Below are 18,353 nucleotides of genomic sequence, written 5' to 3'. Positions count from 1 at the left end.
AGGCCCCATGCTCTACCGCGCGCAGCGGGCCGGTTCCTGGGAGTGGCTCGACGTCAACCTCCAGATCGACACCGACGGGCCGGAGTGGACGGACTCGCTCTACGGCGAGATGACCGGCACCATCGCTCCCGAGCTTGCCGCGATGGAGGCCTCCGATGGGCACCCCGTCATCGAGGAGTGGAGCACGCTCATCCACGCCGAGACCGACACCGACCGCCGCTGGACGGGCATCGTGTCCGAGGCCGTCCCCGAGGGGAAAGACCTCAAGATCACGGTGATCGAGTGGGCCGGCTACCCGGACGGTCTCACCTTCGACGGGCGCATCTGGGGCGTGCGGGCGGATCCTGCCGACCTCGTGCGGCAGCTCTGGACGAACCTCCAGAGCCACGCTGGCGGGGATCTGGGTGTGACGGTGACCGGCTCCACCCCGGTGCGTCTTGGCAGCGACTCCTCCGACAAGGCGTTCGCGGCGAAGGCTGCGATGAAGGCCGCGAAGGCCGCGCTCGACGCGCGCACGAAGCCGAGGAAGGCGAAGGAGGCCGAGATCCAGAAGGTCTCGAAGCCCTACGCCACGGACTTGAAGACGCTCGAGGCCGCCAGAAAGGCTCAGGCTGATGAGGTCGCACGTCTGGTGAAGGCGAAGGCCCCGGCGGGAACCATCACCGCCGCGAAGGCCGTGCTCACGACCCGGCAGAACGCGGTGAAGGCGAAGCGCACCGCGCGCGACGCCGCCCTCACTCCGCTAAAGACGCAGCTCGCCTCGCTGAAAGCCGCCGAGGAAGCCGCGAAGAAGCCCTACGAGACCGCACAGGCGGCCTCGCAGAAGGCCGACGAGCGGGAGCGGGCCGACGGCGGGGCCTGGCGCCGGCTGCCTGCCGACAACCCCGACGCGTGGCAGATCCTCCGCGACCTGTGCACCGAGGTCGGGATGAGCTTCACCACCCACACGAAGCGCACCGAGGGGAAGCCGCAGCTCGAACTCCGGCTCCATTACCCGGCGCTCGGCAGCTACCGGGACGATCTGGTCTTCCAGCAGGGCATCAACATCGTCTCGCCGCTGAAGCCGGCCTCGACCGGCGAATACGCGTCCGAGGTGATCGTGCTGGGCGCAGGCGAGGGCGACGCCGCGATCAGGCAGACCGTCTCGACGCCCGACCACCGGCTGCGGCGGAACGTGATCGTCGACGACAAACGCATCACCACGGCGGCGAAGGCCGGCGCGGTCGCCCGCGCGGAGCTCGCGGCCCGCACCGCCGACCTCACGATCGGCGAGATCACGGTCCGCGATCACCCGATGTGCGCCCTCTGGTCCTGGCAGGTCGGCGACGTGATCCTCGTGCAGGGCCAGGTCCCCCATCTCGGCAGAGTCGCGATCAAGCACCGCATCAAGTCCTGGCGTCTGCTCGGCGACGACCGCGCAGTCCTGAAGCTCGAGAGGAGCACCTGATGACCGACAACGGCCTAGCCCGCCTGCTCCGCGACGTCGTGCGCACCGTGCGCGGCTACACCCGCACGCAGCAGATCACCCGCTCGTCGGTCTCGCTCGTGCAGTACACCGAGGACGAGGAGGGGAACCCGGTCGCCGAGAGCGTCGACGTCTCCCTCGGCGATCTCCTCGCGACCGTGCCCGACACGGCGGAGACCGTCGCCGGGCACGACGAGGACCTCGACGTGCTCGACGAGTCCACCTCGCTCACGGTCGAGGACACGACCGACCTTCAGGAGCGCGGCGACGACTACGCCGACGGCGGGCACGAGGCGTTCCTTGAAGCGATCGAAGCGCTCGAGGGCGTGCAGCAGGCGCGCGACGAAGCCGAAGCAGCTGCAGAAGCGGCAGCGAACGCGCAGACCACCGCCGACGGGAAGAACAGCCGCCGCCGCGGCAAGACCGAACCGGTCGCACCCGAAGGTGGGTGGGCGCAGGGCGACCAGTGGGTCGTCGAGAACGACGCCGGGAAGCCTGTCGAGGTCCGCGTCTGGAACGGCACCGCCTGGGTGCCCGATCAGATCCTCGCCGACGAGATCCTCGTGCTCGATGAGAACGGGACCGTCCGTATCGGCGACGGCAGAATCAGCACCCCGATGATGTCGGCGGACACCTACGAGGGCAAGGTCTACCGGGGTGGCGAGTTCATCGGTGGCGCCATGCGCGGGTCGGTCTTCGAGCTCCTCGGGGTCTCCGGCACGCAGACGCTCCTCTCCGACTCCGGCAGCACCGCGAACATCGGGAAGTGGGGCTTCGCCGCCGTCGGGTTCCCCGCGGCGCTCGACAACAGCGACGGACGCAGCTCGGCGCCGTGCATCCGCACGACGAACACTTCCGGACGCACCGACTACTTCGGAATCTGGGTGCGGACGAACTCCGACATCGCGAACCTCACGGCCACGACCGATGTAGTCGTGTCGCTCTGGGTCAAGGTGCCGGTCGCGGCGACCGCGAAGCTCGTGTACGGCACGATCGCGGCGGCCCCCGTGCCGGTCGCGGCGAACACGTGGACGCAGCTCACCCTCCCCATCCCGAAGGGTGCCGACCCGACCGCTTGGCTCGTCGTGGACATCACGGGTGCGGCGCTCACGTACGCCCTCGCGGACGATCTCACCGTCACCGGCAACCTGTACGACGCGCGCAGCATCCTCATCAATCGACTCGCAGACGGGACCCCCGGCGTGCGGGTCCTCGACTCCGAGGGCCGGGTCATCACGACCCTGGACCCGACTGGGTTCGTCTCGAAGGGGACGACCGCAGGAAGCGCCCGCGCGAAGCTGACTGCCGGCCGGCTCGAGTTCGATCAGCAGGACGGGAAGGAGCCGACGTTCTACATGGATCCGAACGGGATCCAGGCGAAGAACTCGACCCAGCGTCTCGTCATCCAGAAGATCGTCGATGACGAACTCGGGAACCCGACCATCATCCTGTCGTCCCGGTACGACACCACCAGCGGGCATGCGTCGATCGTGCTCAACGGCGCCGCCGGGTCACTGACCCTCTCTGCGGACAAGATCTACAGCAGAAACCCCTGGAACGCGGCCGAAAACCTCGTGGGCGCGTTCTCCGATTACAACTCCACGGTCGACCGCGTCTACTTCGGTGGTGGTGACGGCGCAGGCCCCACCACCGCTGACCACACCTACTTCGCGATGCAGCACGGGTCCGGGACCACCGATACGCAGAGCGTTGCCTGGATCCAGAGCAACGTCGGAGGGGCTGGCCGTCAGGTGTTCGCGGTCCGCCGCAGTGGGCACATCGTGAATCCTCACGGCCCGTTCGCCATGGCCGCCGGCGCGCAGGCGAGCGTCTCGGTCGGGGCCGGAGGCGTGGGCCGCGTGACGGTGAACTACCCAGCGGGCAGGTTCACCGTCGCCCCTCTCGTCACCGGGTCGATCTCGAACGGCATGCGAGACATCACCTTCAGCACGGAAACCCCACGCACGACCTCGTCGTTCGTCGCGGTCTGCGGCAACACCGGCTCGGTGGTCCGCACGGTCGACTTCCACTGGCAGGCGATCCAGATGTCGCCGAGCAGCGCAAGCGGATAGGAGCAGCATGTCCGACTCACCAACCGCGGGGCTCTACGTCACCGTCTGCCGCACGGCCGGCTGTGTGAACGAGGGCCTCCCGATCGTCTCCCCGTGGGACGCAGCAGACCCGCACTGGATCGTCGTCTGCGCCCCATGCGGGCAGACGATCACCGATCTGAGCCCCGCCCCGAGCGGGGCTCCTGCATAGAAGGGCCACGCATGGCTACCACCTGGACCGCGTTCACCGCGATCCCGAACGACACCCAGATCCTGAACCACGGATACGACCAGTGCGTCGCGTTGGCGAACCTCTACAACGAGGAAACCGTCGGCGGCGAGTTCGTTCCCGTCGCGTCTGCCTACCAGTGGTGGACGGAACGCGGGGCTCTCCCGCAGATCCGCGACTCCTACACACCGTCGAATACGCCGAAGCCGGGCGCCCTGTTCGTCGCCCGCGGCGGCATGTACGACGCCCGAGACGGGCACATCGGCGTCGTGACCGCCGTCAACCCGGATGGCAGCTTCACGACGATGGAGCAGAACGCTGGCCGGCGGTTCGTCGGCCGCTACACCCGCACGCGCGACGCGAACGTGCTCGGCTTCCTGGTCCCGAACCCCAACCCGGCCGCGCCCGCGGCCCCGACGTCCGAGGAGGACGACATGACCATCTTCATTCGCCGCGACCCGAAGGCCACGGTCTACGCATACTCTCCGCAGACTGGCAAAGCTCGGGCGCTCACGTCGCTGCAGTGGACCGTGACGCAGCGCGCGTACGCTGCCGCCGGGCTGAAGCTCCCGCTCACGCAGGAGGGGCCTGACGCGATGAAGGCACTCGTCGGCAAGGAGCGATGAGCGAGGCCGTGATCGTCGCGGCGCTCACTGCCGCCGGATCCGTCGCGGTCGCTATCGTCGGCGCGATCGGGCTCATCCTCGTGAAAAAGGTCGAGCGGATCCGGGATCAGGTCGAGAACGACCACAAGCATCCAGACGGCACCCCGATCAACATGCGCGAGGAGCAGGACGACCGGCACGACGAGGTCATGGAGACGCTCCGCGGCTTGCAGAAGCAAGTCGGTCGCGTCGAAGACCGCGTCGACGGCCACGCGCAGCAGCTCGCCGCGCACCTCGCATGGTCGGCCGAATGGTCACGCGAACAGGAACGCGCGGACCGCGAACTCGCCGACCGCATCGAAGACACGATGGACCCTCGAAAGGACACCTGATGGACCAGAAGGACAAGGCCGCCGGCCTGATCCGAACCTTCACCCCCGCGCTCGTGGGCGTGCTGCTCGCCCGCCTGATCGCCGCAGTGCCCACGGTCGCCGCGGCGATTGCGTGGCTCGACGGCATCTTCGCCGAGGCCGGCATGGTCGGCGTCTCGGTGCTCGTCATCGTGCAGTCAGTCGTGACCGCCGGTGTCATCACGCTCTACTACTGGCTGGTGCGACGTTTCGGCGACCGCTGGCCGAAGCTCGAATGGCTCCTCGGATCCCCGCGCACCCCGAGCTACGCTCCCGGCCCCGGCACCCGCCGCGAACGACGCCTCGCCGCGCACGAATAGCAGCACCACCAGCAGACCCCCGCACCGCTTCGGCGGCGCGGGGGTCTTTTCGTCGTACCCGGACGGTAGCCTCGGAGCATGCTCATTGGACTGATCCGCCCCGTCGAAACCCGCACTGTCAGCGTCGAGGGTGAGGGCATCGAGGAGGTCGCGCAGCTCGTCGCCGAGCAAACGCCCGAGGGCTGGCTGCCGACCGTGATCCCGGTCGAGATGTCGAAGCACGAGACGACGCTGCGGTCGGTGGCGACGATCGCGCGCCGCGACGGCCTCGAAGAGGTCGAAGGCGCCGACTACACCGCGGTCGTCGCCGCGGTGCCCGAGGGGTATCAGCTGCTCTCCGTCCGCCCCGCATAGCCGGAGCCCGCTACTCGAGCAGGACCACCTCGTACCGGTCCGGGCTCGGATCCGCCGCCGTGCTGCGCCGCTCGATCTGCTCGAGCGCGGCGAACGCGGTCTCGGCTTCGACCTCGTGCACGATGGAGCGCAGACTGCCGTCGTCCCAGAAGTGCGCGGCCTCGCCATCTTCGCCGGGATCCGGCGTCGCGCCCGCGGTCTCCGGGTCGAAGTGCTCGGCGACGATGTAGCGCGGCATCAGAACAGCGACGGCTCGACGCCGGGCGCCCCGCCGGCGGTCATCGCGCGCGACATCTCCTCGGAGGCGAGCTGCACGCGCGCCACGAGTTCAGCGTCGCCCGGCACAGCCGGGTCGAGCCACTCGTCCCACATGTCGGCGGGGATCACGAGCGGCATGCGCGGCTCGCCGCTGATCTTCGCGATCACGGACGACGCCTCGCCGACACCGAGCCGGGTCACCATCGAGTAGCTGAGCTCGGGCCCGTCGTCGTCGGACTCGCGGGGCGCGGTGATCGCGGCGATCATGAACGGCTCGTCGCCGGGCAGCGCCCAGACCTTGCCGCCCTCGTCGTAGTGGTTCGCAGGCAGCAGCACGCGGTGCTGGAAGTGCTTGCGCCAACGGCGCACGAGCATGTCGTCGCGCGAGTTGAACGCGGAGAACTTCGCCTTCGCGCCGCCGAGCCAGAGCCACCACCAGGCGAGCTCGACGTCGTGCTCGAGGCCGCGCACGATCGGGTTGTAGTTCTTCGCGCGCGGGCCAGTGATCTTCGCCCCGCCGCTCCCGTCACGCATCCACGCGCGCACCTCGGTATCGACGGCTTTGTCGTCCAGGATCACCGCGTCGTCAGGGAGTGGATGCAGGGCTCCACCGAGCCCGTAGCTCGAGCACATGGCCTCATCGTAGAACCGACGCCGAGTGGCCGCTACCCTCGCTGCGCGCGCTTCACGGCGGCGCGCTCGGCGATCTTGCGCGCCTGCTCGGCGCGGTCGAAGGTCGCGCCCGCGTAGCCATCTCCCGTCGGCCCGGTCGGCCACGGCACAGAGTCCTCGGCCGCCTGCAACGTCTCGTGGACGTCGACCAGCCGCCGCTTCGATCGGATCGGGTCCCAGATGAGCACCATGAAGCGAGCCTCGCCGGCCGTGTTCTTGAAGCCCTGGATGACGGCTTTCGGGCGCTGCGCGTGCTCGCGCATCACGACCCATGTGTCGGCCTCGATCTGGATCATCACAACCAGCCCCCTCCACTCGAAGATGTGTTCGAACAGGGTACGTCGCGGATCCGACATCAGCCAGTTACGAGATGACCGCACCAATCGCAACGCCAGATCCACTCTTCCCAGAGCAGACCATGCCGCCAGCACGACGAACACCAGGCCGGCGCGCCCTCGCAGCGGGGGTCGTGCTCGAGGTGCGGGTCGTAGGGGCAGGTCTCATCGTCCATTGGCTCATCTCTCGGCAGGATTCAGACAGCATGGCCGATGTGCATCGACCGAGCCTGACCGATGCGCACCGATCCGAGTTCAGCGCATCGCCTGATCAGCGCCCGATTTTGCTCGCGCTGTGCCGATCTTCACCGACTTTCACCGACGCCGCGGGATTCCGCCGATCTTCCGTCCTGCCGGATCAGAAGGTCGGGGGTTCGAATCCCTCGGGGCGCGCAGAGAAAACCCCCGTCGCGAAAGCGGCGGGGGTTTCGTCGTTCCCGGGGTCGAACGTCGGCACCTGCGCATAGGCTGAACGGGCGCGGTCGCCCGGCGATCGCACATCCGAACCACCATCCCCCCCGAAAGAGCGAATATGTCAGACACGCAGCCGAACGGCCAGCAGCCCGCAGACCAGCCTCCGGTTCCCCCGCAGGATCCGGCCACCCCGCAGCCGCAGGAGACCGCGGCACCGCAGGCGCCCGAGACCCAGGCTCCCGCGTACCAGGCTCCCGCAGCACCGCAGGCGCCGGCCTACGCCGCGCCCGCGGCCCCCGCGGCTCCGGCCTACGGTGCACCCGCGGCCGGCGTCCCTGCCTACGGCGCACCCGCGGCTCCGCAGGCTCCGACCTACACCGCGTCCTACACGGCGCCCGCCTCTGCCTCGAACGGCATGGCGATCACGAGCATGATCCTCGGCATCGCCTCGCTGCTCGTCGCCTGGCTCATCGCGATCCTCGGCTGGGGCGCGAGCATCACCGCCCTCGTCCTCGGCATCCTCGCCCTGCGCAAGGGCCAGTCGAAGGGGATGGCGCTCACCGGCATCATCACGGGCGCCATCGGCATCCTCTGCTCGCTGTCGAGCTCGATCATCGGCGTCATCATCATGACGAGCGTGATGAACAGCTCCTACTGAGCATTCGCATGCAGCAACGGGGAGGCCCCCACCGCCGAAGCGGTGGGGGCCTCCCCGTTCTTGCAGAACAGCGGATGCCGAAAACTGCGAGCCGGCCCGTCATTCCTCCGGCGCCGCCGCGAAGGGCAGCGCGTACCAGCGGTCGCAGTACGGCGAATCGCTGAACGGCGCGACGGGCGCATAGCCGCGACGCTCGTACATCCGGCAGGCCTCGACGAGGTCGCTCCGGGTCTCGAGCCGCACTTCCCGCATTCCTCGTGCCCGGGCTTCCGCCTCGAGACGATCGAGCAGCGCGGATGCCACCCCGCGACCGCGTGCGGAAGGGCGGGCGAACACCTTCGTGAGTTCCGCGGTCCCGTCGCCCGGGAATCTCAGGCCGGCCATGCCGACGGCCGCCCCGTCGATGCGCGCGATCAGCAGGATCCCGGCCGGTTCACTGAGCCCGTCCGCCGGCTCCTCGCGGACGGCGCGATCGACCTCGTGCGCTTCGGCAGGCCTCCCCCACCAGCGCGCGACGACATCGCTCAGGTAGTCGCGGATCAGCACGACCGCCTCGGCGTCGTCGGGCCGCACCGTCAGGACCTCCATCGTCATGCGTTCGATTCTGCCGGAGGAACGGGACCCCAACGCCCGCCCCGGCCCGCGAATTCCCCGCTTCGCGCCCCCTTTGCCGATGGGGCAAATCCGATTGCCGAGCGGTGCGGGCATCGCGATGCTGGACCCTCCCCCCCCCCCCCCCCCCGAAGAGAGGGCTCCTCCATGACCTTCGAAGCCACCGCGACCACGCTGCAGACCGCGCTCGACGGCGACCGCCCCGTCCTCATCCAGTTCTGGACCGAATGGTGCGCGCCCTGCCGTGCCATGATCCCGATCGTCGATCGCTTCGCGGCCGAGCACGAGGATCGGGTCGAGGTCGCCCGCGTCGACATCGACGCGCACCCCGAGCTCGCTGCGAGCTACCGGGTGACCGCGGTGCCGTCGTTCGTGGTGCAGCAGGGCGATCGCGTACTCGACGGTTTCACCGGCGCGATGCCCCCGGCCGCGTTCGCCGCGCAGATCGACCAGGCGCTCTCGCGCTGAGCGTCGCCGGAGTCCGCGCGGTGCCGGAGCACCACGCCGACCGGTCCGCGCGGTGCCCAGGCAACAAACTTCGCGCGGCTCGCAGCCGCTCCGCAGCATCCTCTCGGCCCGGGCAAAGCCGCGCTTCCTAGCGTGGAGGAGCCCACCGACGAGAGCACCCGGAGCGCGCGAGCGCACGGGCCGCCGCCGAGAAAGGACCCCCATGGACGCCGCAGACACCCGTCTCATCACCGACCTGGCCGATCGCATCCGCGCCGCCGGACCCGCCACGAAGGACCCCGACGCCGAACGGCTGATCTTCGAGCAGATCGGCCGTCAGCCGGACTCGCTCTACGTCCTCGTCCAGGCCGTGCTGCTGCAGGAACAGGCCATGCGGGTCTCGCAGGATCGGATCGCCGAGCTGGAACGCGAACTCGAAGCGCGCGCCGAACCGGCACCGCGCCGAGGCTTCCTCGACAGCCTGTTCGGCGGAGGCGAGCCGGAGGCACCGGCACCGCGCCAGGGCCCCGCGTACGCCCAGCAGGCGTCCCCTGCTGCGGCCGGACCCGCCCAGCCGCAGCAGGGGACCCCCGGTCCCGTCCTGGGCGCCCCCGCCGCGAGCGGAGGCGGCAGCTTCCTCCGCACCGCCGCGGCCGGGGCGCTCGGCGTCGCCGGCGGCGTACTGCTCGCGTCGAGCATCTCGAACCTGTTCGCCGGCGACGGCGCGCAGAACGCCGACGCGCAGGGCGAGTCCCAGGCCGATGCCGAACAGGCCGCGTACGACCAGGGAGCCGCCGACCAGGCCGCGCAGGACGGCGGCGGCTGGGATGGCGGTGGCTGGGACGACGGCGGCGGCTGGGACGTCTGATCCGTTCCGCGAACCCGTCGGGCCCCGAAGCACTCGCCGCGGGGCCCGACGGGTTCGCGCCGCTCAGATCGCGAGCGCGAGATCGTCGAGGTCGCCCACAGTCCCTCCGTCGGCCAGGACCTGCTCGTAGGCGACGAGACGCTGGGCGTCGATCTCGGAGTTCGTCGTACCGCGCTTCCAGTAGCCGAACACGGCCACGTCGTCCTTCCCGAGCCCGTGCTCGTTGCGGAAGAAGGACCGGATCCGCTTCATCTCATCCCGCTCTCCGGCGCCCCAGACGACCAGCGCGGACGGGTCCTCGATCGCCCCGAGCTGCGCGTCGAAGCCGTCCCCCGGCCGCACCTGCTCGAGCGATACGCCCGGCAGATCCGGCAGCTCGGCGAACGCGACGTCGTCGTCGGTCGCGATCCAACCGCGGGCCGACAGCGAGGCGTCGGCCTGCTGCAGAATCGCGTACAGTGCGGGGACCGCGGTGGCATCGGCGAACAGCACCGCTTCTCGGCCCGCACGCTCGGGGATCGGGAAGTGCGGTCGCGGCCCGCCGAACTCGACGGTATCGCCGATGGCGAGGGTGTCGAGCCACTGCATCATCGGGCTCGATGCACCATGCCGCACCACGTCGACCTCGATCGTCTCTGTCTCGGGATCGCCGGATCGCACCGTATAGACACGTGACGTGGAGCCGAAGCGATCATCGAGGTAGAAGCGGATCGCGACATTCGGGCGCAGCCAGAGCGGCTCATCGGATAGGCCGGGGATGTGCAGCACGATGCGCACGAGCTGCGGGGTGATCTCGGAGATCGCCCGCGCCGTCGCGGTGGCGAGCTGCAGGCCCCTGTTGTGGTCGGCGGAGCGGATCGCCGAGGTGCGGTGCATCGGGATGGAATCGGTCATGAGCGGATACTCCTGGTTTCTGCCGCGGAACCGGCCGCGGCGATCGGGGTGGTCGGTGCGATCGGGACCGTGGGTCCCGGGTCCGGTTCGGGAACGGGGGCGGGAGAGCGGGAGCCGCCGCGACGGTCGCGCGGGACGATGAGCGGTGCCCCCGTTTCGGGATCGGCGAGCACGAGCGCGTCGAGGTCGAATACGCGCCGCAGCAGATCGGGGGTGATCACCTCAGCGGGGCTTCCCTGCGCGGCGATGACGCCGTCCCGCATCGCGACGATGTGGCTCGCGTAGCGCGCCGCGAGATTGAGGTCGTGCAGCACGGCGACGAGCGTGCGTCCATCGGAGTGCAGACGCGAGAGCAGATCGAGCACCTCGATCTGATGAGCGATGTCGAGGTAGGTCGTCGGTTCGTCGAGCATCAGCAGCGGCGTCTCCTGCGCGAGCGCCATCGCGATCCAGGCCCGCTGCCGCTGCCCGCCGCTGAGCTCCTCGAGGAGCCGATCGGAAAGCTCTTCCATGCCGACCTCGGCGAGCGCGGAGACGACCGCGGATTCGTCCGCTCGGCTCCACTGCCGCAGCAGGCTCTGGTGCGGATGCCGGCCCCGCGCCACGAGATCGGCGACGGTGATCGCCGCCGGTGCGACCGGGGACTGCGCGAGGATCCCGATGCGCTTCGCGAGGTCCTTACGGCCGAACGAGGCGAGGTCGCGACCATCGAGCGATACGCTTCCCTCGCTCGGTTGCACAGCGCGCGCCAGAGAGCGCAGCAGCGTCGACTTGCCGCATCCGTTCGGGCCGATGATCACCGTGAATCCGCCTCTCGGCAGGGTGAGTTCGAGACGCGAGACGACGGTGTGGTCGCCGTAGCGAAGAGTGAGGTCCGCCGTCGCCAGTTCGGGCGCGGATCGGGCGGTTCGAGGAAGCGTCATCGGGGATCCATTCAGATGCGGCGGGCGAGGAGCCAGAGGAGATACGCGCCGCCGAGCACGCTCGTGACGAGGCCGACCGGGGTGCGCAGCCCGATGTCGAGGTTCTGGGCGAGCAGGTCCGCCCCGACGAGGAGCACTGCACCGACCAGGGCGGAGAGACCGATGAGGACGCCGGGCACCGGTGCGAGCCTGCGCGCGATCTGCCCTGCAGCGAACGCGATAAATGCGATCGGGCCGGCCGCGGCCGTCGCGGCGGCCGCCAGGCCCACCGCGAGGAGCATCGCGCCCAGGCGCGTGCGTTCGGCTGCCACGCCCACGCCGCTCGCAGTGTCATCGCCCATCTCCATGATCGCGAGACTCCGGCAGAGTGCCACCAGGAGCGGCACGGTGACCGCGGCGGCGGCCAGCAGGGCCCAGACGTGCGTCCACCCGCGTCCGACGAGGGAGCCCGAACTCCAGAGCTGCGCCAGCAGCGCATCGTCGACATCGGCACGGGCGATGAGCAGCGATGAGAGCGCACTCACGACCGCTCCCACGCCGATGCCGACCAGTACGAGCCTGAGGCCTCCCGTCACTCCGTCGCGACGGGCGAGCAGGTACACGACGATCGCCGTGACGATCCCGCCGAGCACCGCTGCTGCCGCGGTCGCGATCAACCCGCCGCCGAGCACGACGATCTGGAAGACCGCGGCGGTCGCGGCACCCGAGGTGAACCCGATGATGTCGGGCGAACCGAGCGGATTGCGCGACAGCGACTGGAACACGGCCCCGCTCATGCCGAGCAGCGCACCCACCAGGGCCGCCGTGAGCGCCCGGGGCAGGCGCCGACCGAGCACGGAGCGGACGAGCGACGGGCGAGCATCGCCGGAGGCGACCGCGGCGAGCTCGTCGAGCCCGATCCGGGTCGAACCGACCGACAGCGAAGCGCCGAGGAGCCCGGCCAGCACCGCGAGCGCGAGGATCGCGACGATCGCGGCGCGCGGACGGATCCGTAGCGACAGCGATCCGATGCGGAGCACGCGGCCGGGCAGCACGGCGCTCACAGCGCGGCCACCCTGCGCGAGCGCACGATCGCGATGAAGAACGGTGCACCGAACAGTGCAGCGGCGATCCCCGTCTGCAGTTCTGCCGGTGCGACGATCGCCCGCCCGATTGTGTCGGAGACGACGAGCAGCGCGGCTCCGAGCACGAGCGAAGCGGGAAGCAGACGGCGATGCTCATTCCCGGTGAAGCGCCGCGCGATGTGCGCCGCGCCCAGCCCGATGAAGCCGATCGGGCCCGCCGCAGCGGTCGCGGAGCCCGCGAGGAGCACGACGGCGAGCGCGGCCCCGAGCCGGGTTCCGGCGACGCGCGCGCCCAGGCCCGCGGCCGCTTCGTCCCCGAGCGCCAGCGCATCGAGCGCGGGAGCGAGCGCGAGCGCGGCGAGCACGCCGACCGAGATGAACGGCAGCACGATGAGGATCACGTCGAAGCCACGCCCCTGCAGCGAGCCGATCGCCCAGTATCGGAACGTGTTGAACACGGTCTCGTTGCTGATGAGCACCATCTGCGTCAGCGCTCCGATCACGATCGCGACCGCGGTTCCGGCGAGCGCGATGCGCACCGGCGTGGCCGATCCGCCGCGTGCGGTCCCGAGCAGGTACACCACCACCGCGGTGGCAGCCGCTCCCGCGAACGCGAACCAGATGTACCCGCCGACGTCTCCGATGCCCAGGTAGGCGATGGCCAGCACTACCAGCAGCGAGGCACCGGCGTTGACGCCGAGGATCCCGGGGTCGGCGAGCGGGTTGCGCGTGACCGACTGCATGAGTGCTCCGGCCAGGCCCAGCGCTGCGCCGACCGCAATTCCGAGCACGATCCGGGGAAGCCGGGACTGCACGACGATGAGGTGGGCATCGTCCGTCGGGTCGTAGGCGACGAACGCCGCGACCACGGTCGCGGGATCGATCCGGTGGGAGCCGAGCCCGAATCCGAGCACCACGGCCGCGACGAGCACCACGGCCGCACCGAGGATCAGGGCCGCCGTGCGGCCGGTCGCCGAGCGGCGGGGCCCGAGGGCCCCGCCGCTCTCACGGACGGGCGGGATCATCGGCTCAGCCGGCGAAGGTCTTGACGAGCAGCGCGACCGTGCGCTTGGCGCTGTAGTAGTCCAGCCGGAAGGCCTCGGTTCCGAGCGAGTAGACGCGCTTCCCCGCGACGGCCGGCTGGTTCGCGAGCAGCGGGTCCCCTGTGAAATCGGCGACCGGGTCGCCGCCACCCATCGCGACGGTCAGCACAGTCTGCGCCTCGGCGAGCCCCGCCGCGGAGTTCTCGCTCGTGAGCACGTCGACGCCGCGGCCGCCCTGGCCGTCGCTGCGGAACTGCTTCGCGACCGGCTGGTAGGTGAATCCGAGAGCAGTGAGCAGCTGGCCCTGCGGGCTCTCCGGGGTGAACGCCCAGGAGCCGTCGGCGCCCATGTAGACGAGCGCGGTGGTGGGCTGTTTCGGCAGCGCGATCTTCTTCGCCTGTCCGGCGACCCACGTGTCGTACTCGGCGATGCGATCCTTCGCGTGCTGCTCGAGCCCCGTCATCCCGGCCAACCTGGTCGTGAGGTCCTGCCACGTGCTGCTGCTGTAGTCGAGCATCACGGTCGGCGCGATCTCGGAGAGCTGTGCGTACGCGTCCGCAGTGGCGTCGCCGCCGTTCGCGGAGCCGATGATGAGATCCGGCTCGAGCGCGTCGATGCGGTCGATGTCGATCTTGAGGTTCTTATAGGCGATCTCAACCCCGCGTTCCTCGGCGACATCGGCCCACTGGGTGAAGAACCCCCGGTCGTCGGTGAGCGGCGACACGGTCGTGGCGGCCGAGGCGATCACCGGGGCGTCGATCGCGAGCAGGCTTCCGGTGATCGAGGGCGAGGTCGAGACGATGCGCATCGGCTTCTTCGCGATCTCGGTCGTGCCGAGTTCGTGCTTCTCGGATCGGGGCCAGGACCCGGACTCCGCGGCGGCCGCGGAGGACTCGGGCTTCGAGCTTTCCGAAGCGGGTGAGCCGCAGGCTGCGAGCAGGAGCGCGCAGGCAGCGGCGGCGATGAGGGCAGACAGGCGTCCGGCCATGCGGGGACCTCCGGGAGGGGCTGGTTCGACGCGCAAGCGGTTCGCCGCGCGATATTCTCAAGTTAGCCAACCCTTACTTTCATCTGCTGATCGAGAGCGACACCGTGTTACCAGCCCTATCAACCCGCCTGACCGAGCCCTCGCTCTATGCAGCGCTGCGGGGATCGGCGCGATTCGTCGCCGACGGGGTCGCATTCGGCATCGACGCGGGAACGGCGCTCTGGACCCCCGCGGGAACCCGGCTCGAGGTGCATCCGGACCCGGGGGCGGTCCTGCTCCCCGTGCCGAGGGTGCGGGGCACCGCAGGGGTCCCGATCACCACGCCCTTCGCGGACACGCAGCTGCACGGGCTGCTGCGCGACTTCTCGCTGGCCCTCGGCCACCTCGACGGGGACCGGAATCCGCTCGCCGAGGTCGTCGTGCACGGACCGGCACCCGTTGCTCCACCTCCCGACCCTCGTTCTTCCGATCTGCGCGAACTGGTCGACCGACTCCTCTCCGATCCGCAGCTCCGTCCGGCCGAGGCGGTCGCAGGCTGGAGCCTCCGCACTGTGCAGCGGCGCTTTTCGGCCGAGACCGGTCTGACCATCACCGCGTGGCTGCGCCGGGCGCGCATCGCCGAGGCCGCCCGGCTGCTGGCCGACGGACGCGACCTCGAGTGGGTGGCGCACCGAGTCGGATACCGCAGCCTCGCCGGGTTCATCCGGAGCTTCGCCGAGGTCACCGGCCGGACCCCGGGCCGTTGGCGGTCCGGCGGCCCCGGCCATCCCGGCCCGGGCGAGCTCCGACTGCCGGCCGGCGGAGGGGCGATCGCACGGCGCACCTGGTCGCGCGTCAACGGCGCGCACGTCGCCGTCTGGGCCGCCGTCGGTTCGTCGACGGTCTCGGTCGGCGGGCGGGCGCTGACGCTCCACCCGGGCGAGGCCGTCGTGCTCCCCGCCGGGGTACCCAACGAGGTTCGGATCCCGGCCGACTCGCTGCTGCTGCCGATCGGTTATCGCTCCGGGCAGTCAGGAGCTGTGGGAGCACCGCTCGCCCCCGCCCGCCTCGGAGGCCTCGAGACCCTCGAACCGGTCGAGTCGATGCTCGCGGCCTACACGACCATCGGAGCTCCGGGGATCGGCGTATCGCGAGGATTCGATGCCGTGCTGAGCGGCTCGCAGCGTTCGGAGACCGACGATCGCGACGCCGCGGTGGCGGCCCTCGCCAGCCTGATCGCGCGCGAGCCGCACCTCGAGCTCTCGAGCGCGGCCGAACTGCTGGGGCGCACCGAGCGCGAGCTGACGAGCGTCGTGCGCGAACGCGCCGGGTCCCCGATGCCGTCCTGGCGGCGCATGTCGCGCATGACCCGGGCCCGCAACGGCCTCGGGCGCGGCGCATCGCCGAGCGAGCTCTCGCGGGAGCTGGGGTACGCGCACCTTCCCGCGTTCTCACGAGCGTTCCGAGAGGTGCACGGCTCCGGGCCGAGCACGATCCGCGTGCCCGATCTGCTCGCGACCCGGGCGGCCTTCGGTCGGGAGCAGACCTTCGCGTCCCCCGGGCGCAGCTGAGGTCCGAGCCCCCGCGCCCAGACTTCTCCGTCCACCTCGCCCCCGAGCCTCGCACCGCTCCACGTCCCGCCACCGCGCGCACGGCTGCACGAGCCCGAGGGCGCGGCACCGACCTCGCCACCCGCTTCGCGGGAACAGCCGGTGAACATCCCTGCTGCACGTTCATCGAGAATTCGCGCCCCGTGAAGGATGTATATACAACTCGTTGGCCTCCGCTCAGCAACCTGGTCCCTGGCGCGGCGCACCGCCGCACCCGCGACGGTGCGCCGTCGCCGAAAGCGAGGAGGCGCGATGCGCAGCAGATGGGGAACGACACTGGCTCTCGGAGGAGCGATCCTGCTCGCCGCGGGGGCCGCGACCGCCGGAACCGGCGCGGTCGCGTGGGCCGCGCCCGAGACCGCAGCGGCGGGACCGGCCGCGAGCCTCGAGACCGGTCGGTACACGGGGGCGCAGTCCGTGACCCTCACCGCCGCGCCCGGTGCCGAGATCCGATACACCCTGGACGGCACGATGCCGACGCGGACGAGCACGGCCTACTCCGGTCCGATCCGCATCGAGCGCTCGGCGAACCTCACGGCGATCGCCTTCACCCCGACGACGGCGAGCGCGCCGACGATCCGCGGCTACCTGATCAAGACCGCGGAGCAGCCGCTGGCGCAGTTCGCGGTGATGAGCGACATCCACCTGTCGTCCGACTCACCCGCGCTCGTGAAGAAGTGGGAGGGCTACTTCGACACCCTCAAGCGGATCGCCCCGCACCCGGATGCGATCGTGTCGAACGGCGACCAGATCAACGACAACAACCACGACACCGCGGCCGACCACCGGTTCCCGCGCGCCATGCTCGAACAGAACCTCGCGCGCACCGGCATGACCGACACGGACGTGCTCGTCACCTTCGGCAACCACGACGACTACGTAGACCGTATGGCGGCCCAGTACCCGAAGGACTGGTTCCCGCAGCTCGACGGCAAGGGCTACTACGAGACCAAGCTCGGCGGGTTCCCCGCGTTCGTCGTGAACACCGAGTCGTGGACCTCCGCCCAGGCGACCTGGCTCTACGGCCGCCTGAGCACCCTGTCGAAGGATCCCGCGACGCAGGGCCAGCCGATCTTCGTCTTCGGGCACCGCCCGATCCCGAACACCGTGTGGGACGGTGCGCAGACCTCGAACCCGGGGCTCAAGACCAACCTCGACGACTTCCCGCAGGTGGTCTTCTTCTCGGGCCACTCGCACCTGAACATCACCGACGAGCGGTCGATCCACCAGGACACCTTCACCTCGGTCAACGAGGGATCGATGTCCTACGAGGAGATCGACAGCATGTACCAGGCGTTCGGGGCCGGCCTCGCGAAGGAGCACACGATCCCGACCGCGCAGTCCGTGCTGGTCGAGGTCTACGGCGATCGTGTCGAGGTCGACCGCATCAATTACGCCGCCGACGCCGGACGCACCTACGACGACGCGGGCAAGTGGGGCTTCCAGCAGAACCCGCCGTTCCGTTCGACCGGCACGCTCGCCGGCCCGACCTGGGTCATCGGGCGCGGCGCGACCCCGGCCGAGATCAAGTCGAAGTTCGTCTACACCCAGGCGAATCGCAACGCCTCGGCCCCGAGCTGGGGCGCTGAGCAGCCGACCGTGCGCCAGACCGCGACCGGGCCCGTGCTCCGTCTGCCGCAGGCCGCCGACGACCAGTTCGTGAACGACTACTCCCTCGCGCTGAAGGACGTCGCGGCGGGGACGACGGTGAACCTCGTCGGCGCGAACGACCGGCTCGCCGCCGACTACGTGTTCACGCCTCGTCCGGCCGCACTCGACATCCCGCTCGCGCTGCGCGGCGGCGGCAAGACGAACCAGCCCGTCACGCCGAGCCCGCTCGTCGCGGGTCGCGAGTACGAGGCCACGCTCGTCGCCTACGATTCCTACCGCAACGCGAGCGCCCCGCGCACCTTCCGGTTCGTGGCCGGCGCGCTCGACCGCGCCGCGCTCGACGCCGCGGTCCCGAAGGCGCAGGAGCTGATCGGCACCGCCTCCCGGGTGCTCGGCGATGAGACTCCCGCGCAGGCCGCGGACTTCGGTTTCACGATCGCGGACCCGGCAGCCGCACGGGACCGCATCTCGCAGCTGACGGCGCAGGTCGACGCGGCCGGCGCACCGGCGGGCGCGAACGACGCCGCCGCCCGCGCGGCCGCG

The 18,353-nt window shown here is 70.4% G+C and carries 21 protein-coding genes; 12 read left to right on the top strand and 9 right to left on the bottom strand.

Going from position 1 to position 18,353, the window contains the following annotated elements:
- Window positions 1–7 precede the first annotated feature (7 nt).
- The 7 genes from XM48_RS10500 (at window position 8) to XM48_RS10475 (ending at window position 5,434) form a co-directional block, all read left to right on the top strand.
- Window positions 8–1,447, top strand: coding sequence for a hypothetical protein (locus XM48_RS10500; RefSeq protein WP_046455770.1), 1,440 nt, complete (start codon window positions 8–10; stop codon window positions 1,445–1,447).
- Window positions 1,447–3,537, top strand: a complete 2,091-nt coding sequence (locus XM48_RS10495) for a hypothetical protein (RefSeq protein ID WP_046455769.1) — start codon at window positions 1,447–1,449, stop codon at window positions 3,535–3,537. Before XM48_RS10500 ends, XM48_RS10495 begins: the two co-directional genes overlap by 1 nt.
- A gap of 7 nt (window positions 3,538–3,544) precedes the next feature.
- Window positions 3,545–3,727 (top strand): hypothetical protein, encoded by a 183-nt coding sequence (locus tag XM48_RS18310; protein ID WP_197074194.1) that lies wholly within the window; start codon window positions 3,545–3,547, stop codon window positions 3,725–3,727.
- An 11-nt stretch (window positions 3,728–3,738) separates the two neighbouring features.
- Window positions 3,739–4,371, top strand: a complete 633-nt coding sequence (locus XM48_RS10490; RefSeq protein ID WP_046455768.1) for a CHAP domain-containing protein — start codon at window positions 3,739–3,741, stop codon at window positions 4,369–4,371.
- Window positions 4,368–4,742, top strand: coding sequence for a hypothetical protein (locus XM48_RS10485; protein ID WP_046455767.1), 375 nt, complete (start codon window positions 4,368–4,370; stop codon window positions 4,740–4,742). Before XM48_RS10490 ends, XM48_RS10485 begins: the two co-directional genes overlap by 4 nt.
- Window positions 4,742–5,080, top strand: a complete 339-nt coding sequence (locus XM48_RS10480; RefSeq protein ID WP_046455766.1) for a hypothetical protein — start codon at window positions 4,742–4,744, stop codon at window positions 5,078–5,080. The genes XM48_RS10485 and XM48_RS10480 overlap by 1 nt, the downstream gene beginning before the upstream one ends.
- Before the next feature lie 78 nt (window positions 5,081–5,158).
- Window positions 5,159–5,434 carry a hypothetical protein gene (locus XM48_RS10475; RefSeq protein WP_046455765.1) on the top strand — a complete coding sequence of 92 codons (276 nt, stop codon included), beginning with the start codon at window positions 5,159–5,161 and terminating at the stop codon, window positions 5,432–5,434.
- Window positions 5,435–5,444: 10 nt separating this feature from the next.
- On the opposite strand, the gene XM48_RS10470 is transcribed toward XM48_RS10475, so the two are convergent.
- From XM48_RS10470 to XM48_RS10460, 3 genes are read right to left on the bottom strand one after another with little or no spacing between them, the layout of a single operon-like run.
- On the bottom strand, window positions 5,445–5,672 hold the full coding sequence (locus XM48_RS10470) for a hypothetical protein (RefSeq protein WP_046455764.1): 228 nt from the start codon (window positions 5,670–5,672) through the stop codon (window positions 5,445–5,447).
- Window positions 5,672–6,325: an SOS response-associated peptidase family protein gene (locus XM48_RS10465; RefSeq protein ID WP_046455763.1), complete on the bottom strand. Its 654-nt coding sequence runs from the start codon at window positions 6,323–6,325 to the stop codon at window positions 5,672–5,674. Before XM48_RS10465 ends, XM48_RS10470 begins: the two co-directional genes overlap by 1 nt.
- 32 nt (window positions 6,326–6,357) lie before the next feature.
- Entirely contained in the window at window positions 6,358–6,804 is a 447-nt protein-coding gene (locus tag XM48_RS10460; RefSeq protein ID WP_156175029.1) for a hypothetical protein, read from the bottom strand.
- 427 nt (window positions 6,805–7,231) lie between these two features.
- On the opposite strand from XM48_RS10460, the gene XM48_RS16995 reads away from it, so the two are divergent.
- The gene (locus tag XM48_RS16995; RefSeq protein WP_052961440.1) at window positions 7,232–7,771 is read left to right on the top strand and encodes a DUF4190 domain-containing protein; all 540 of its coding nucleotides are present in this window, start codon (window positions 7,232–7,234) and stop codon (window positions 7,769–7,771) included.
- A 99-nt stretch (window positions 7,772–7,870) separates the two neighbouring features.
- Here the strand turns inward: XM48_RS16995 and XM48_RS10450 are convergent, their stop codons facing one another.
- Window positions 7,871–8,365 (bottom strand): GNAT family N-acetyltransferase, encoded by a 495-nt coding sequence (locus XM48_RS10450; RefSeq protein WP_046455762.1) that lies wholly within the window; start codon window positions 8,363–8,365, stop codon window positions 7,871–7,873.
- A 165-nt stretch (window positions 8,366–8,530) separates the two neighbouring features.
- On the opposite strand from XM48_RS10450, the gene XM48_RS10445 reads away from it, so the two are divergent.
- Window positions 8,531–8,851: a co-chaperone YbbN gene (locus XM48_RS10445; RefSeq protein WP_046455761.1), complete on the top strand. Its 321-nt coding sequence runs from the start codon at window positions 8,531–8,533 to the stop codon at window positions 8,849–8,851.
- A gap of 202 nt (window positions 8,852–9,053) precedes the next feature.
- Window positions 9,054–9,698: a DUF2076 domain-containing protein gene (locus XM48_RS10440; protein ID WP_046455760.1), complete on the top strand. Its 645-nt coding sequence runs from the start codon at window positions 9,054–9,056 to the stop codon at window positions 9,696–9,698.
- A 63-nt stretch (window positions 9,699–9,761) separates the two neighbouring features.
- Here the strand turns inward: XM48_RS10440 and XM48_RS10435 are convergent, their stop codons facing one another.
- The 5 genes from XM48_RS10435 to fepB are packed head-to-tail and all read right to left on the bottom strand — an operon-like array spanning window position 9,762 to window position 14,610.
- A complete protein-coding gene (locus tag XM48_RS10435; protein ID WP_052961439.1) occupies window positions 9,762–10,592 on the bottom strand; it encodes a siderophore-interacting protein in 831 nt (276 codons plus the stop codon).
- Entirely contained in the window at window positions 10,589–11,515 is a 927-nt protein-coding gene (locus tag XM48_RS10430; protein ID WP_084821118.1) for an ABC transporter ATP-binding protein, read from the bottom strand. Before XM48_RS10430 ends, XM48_RS10435 begins: the two co-directional genes overlap by 4 nt.
- 11 nt (window positions 11,516–11,526) lie before the next feature.
- Window positions 11,527–12,558: an iron chelate uptake ABC transporter family permease subunit gene (locus tag XM48_RS10425; protein WP_046455759.1), complete on the bottom strand. Its 1,032-nt coding sequence runs from the start codon at window positions 12,556–12,558 to the stop codon at window positions 11,527–11,529.
- Entirely contained in the window at window positions 12,555–13,604 is a 1,050-nt protein-coding gene (locus XM48_RS10420; protein ID WP_046455758.1) for an iron ABC transporter permease, read from the bottom strand. Before XM48_RS10420 ends, XM48_RS10425 begins: the two co-directional genes overlap by 4 nt.
- A gap of 4 nt (window positions 13,605–13,608) precedes the next feature.
- A complete protein-coding gene (gene fepB / locus XM48_RS10415) occupies window positions 13,609–14,610 on the bottom strand; it encodes a Fe2+-enterobactin ABC transporter substrate-binding protein (RefSeq protein WP_046455757.1) in 1,002 nt (333 codons plus the stop codon).
- Between the two features lie 104 nt (window positions 14,611–14,714).
- Between fepB and XM48_RS10410 the strand changes: the two genes are divergently transcribed.
- Window positions 14,715–16,160, top strand: coding sequence for a helix-turn-helix domain-containing protein (locus XM48_RS10410; protein WP_046455756.1), 1,446 nt, complete (start codon window positions 14,715–14,717; stop codon window positions 16,158–16,160).
- A 291-nt stretch (window positions 16,161–16,451) separates the two neighbouring features.
- On the top strand, window positions 16,452–18,353 hold a 1,902-nt coding region (locus XM48_RS10405), incomplete at its 3' end, for a chitobiase/beta-hexosaminidase C-terminal domain-containing protein (RefSeq protein ID WP_052961438.1).

The organism is Leucobacter sp. Ag1 (assembly GCF_000980875.1).
Lineage (GTDB): Bacteria > Actinomycetota > Actinomycetes > Actinomycetales > Microbacteriaceae > Leucobacter > Leucobacter iarius.
This window is presented reverse-complemented; position numbering and strand designations above follow the sequence as displayed.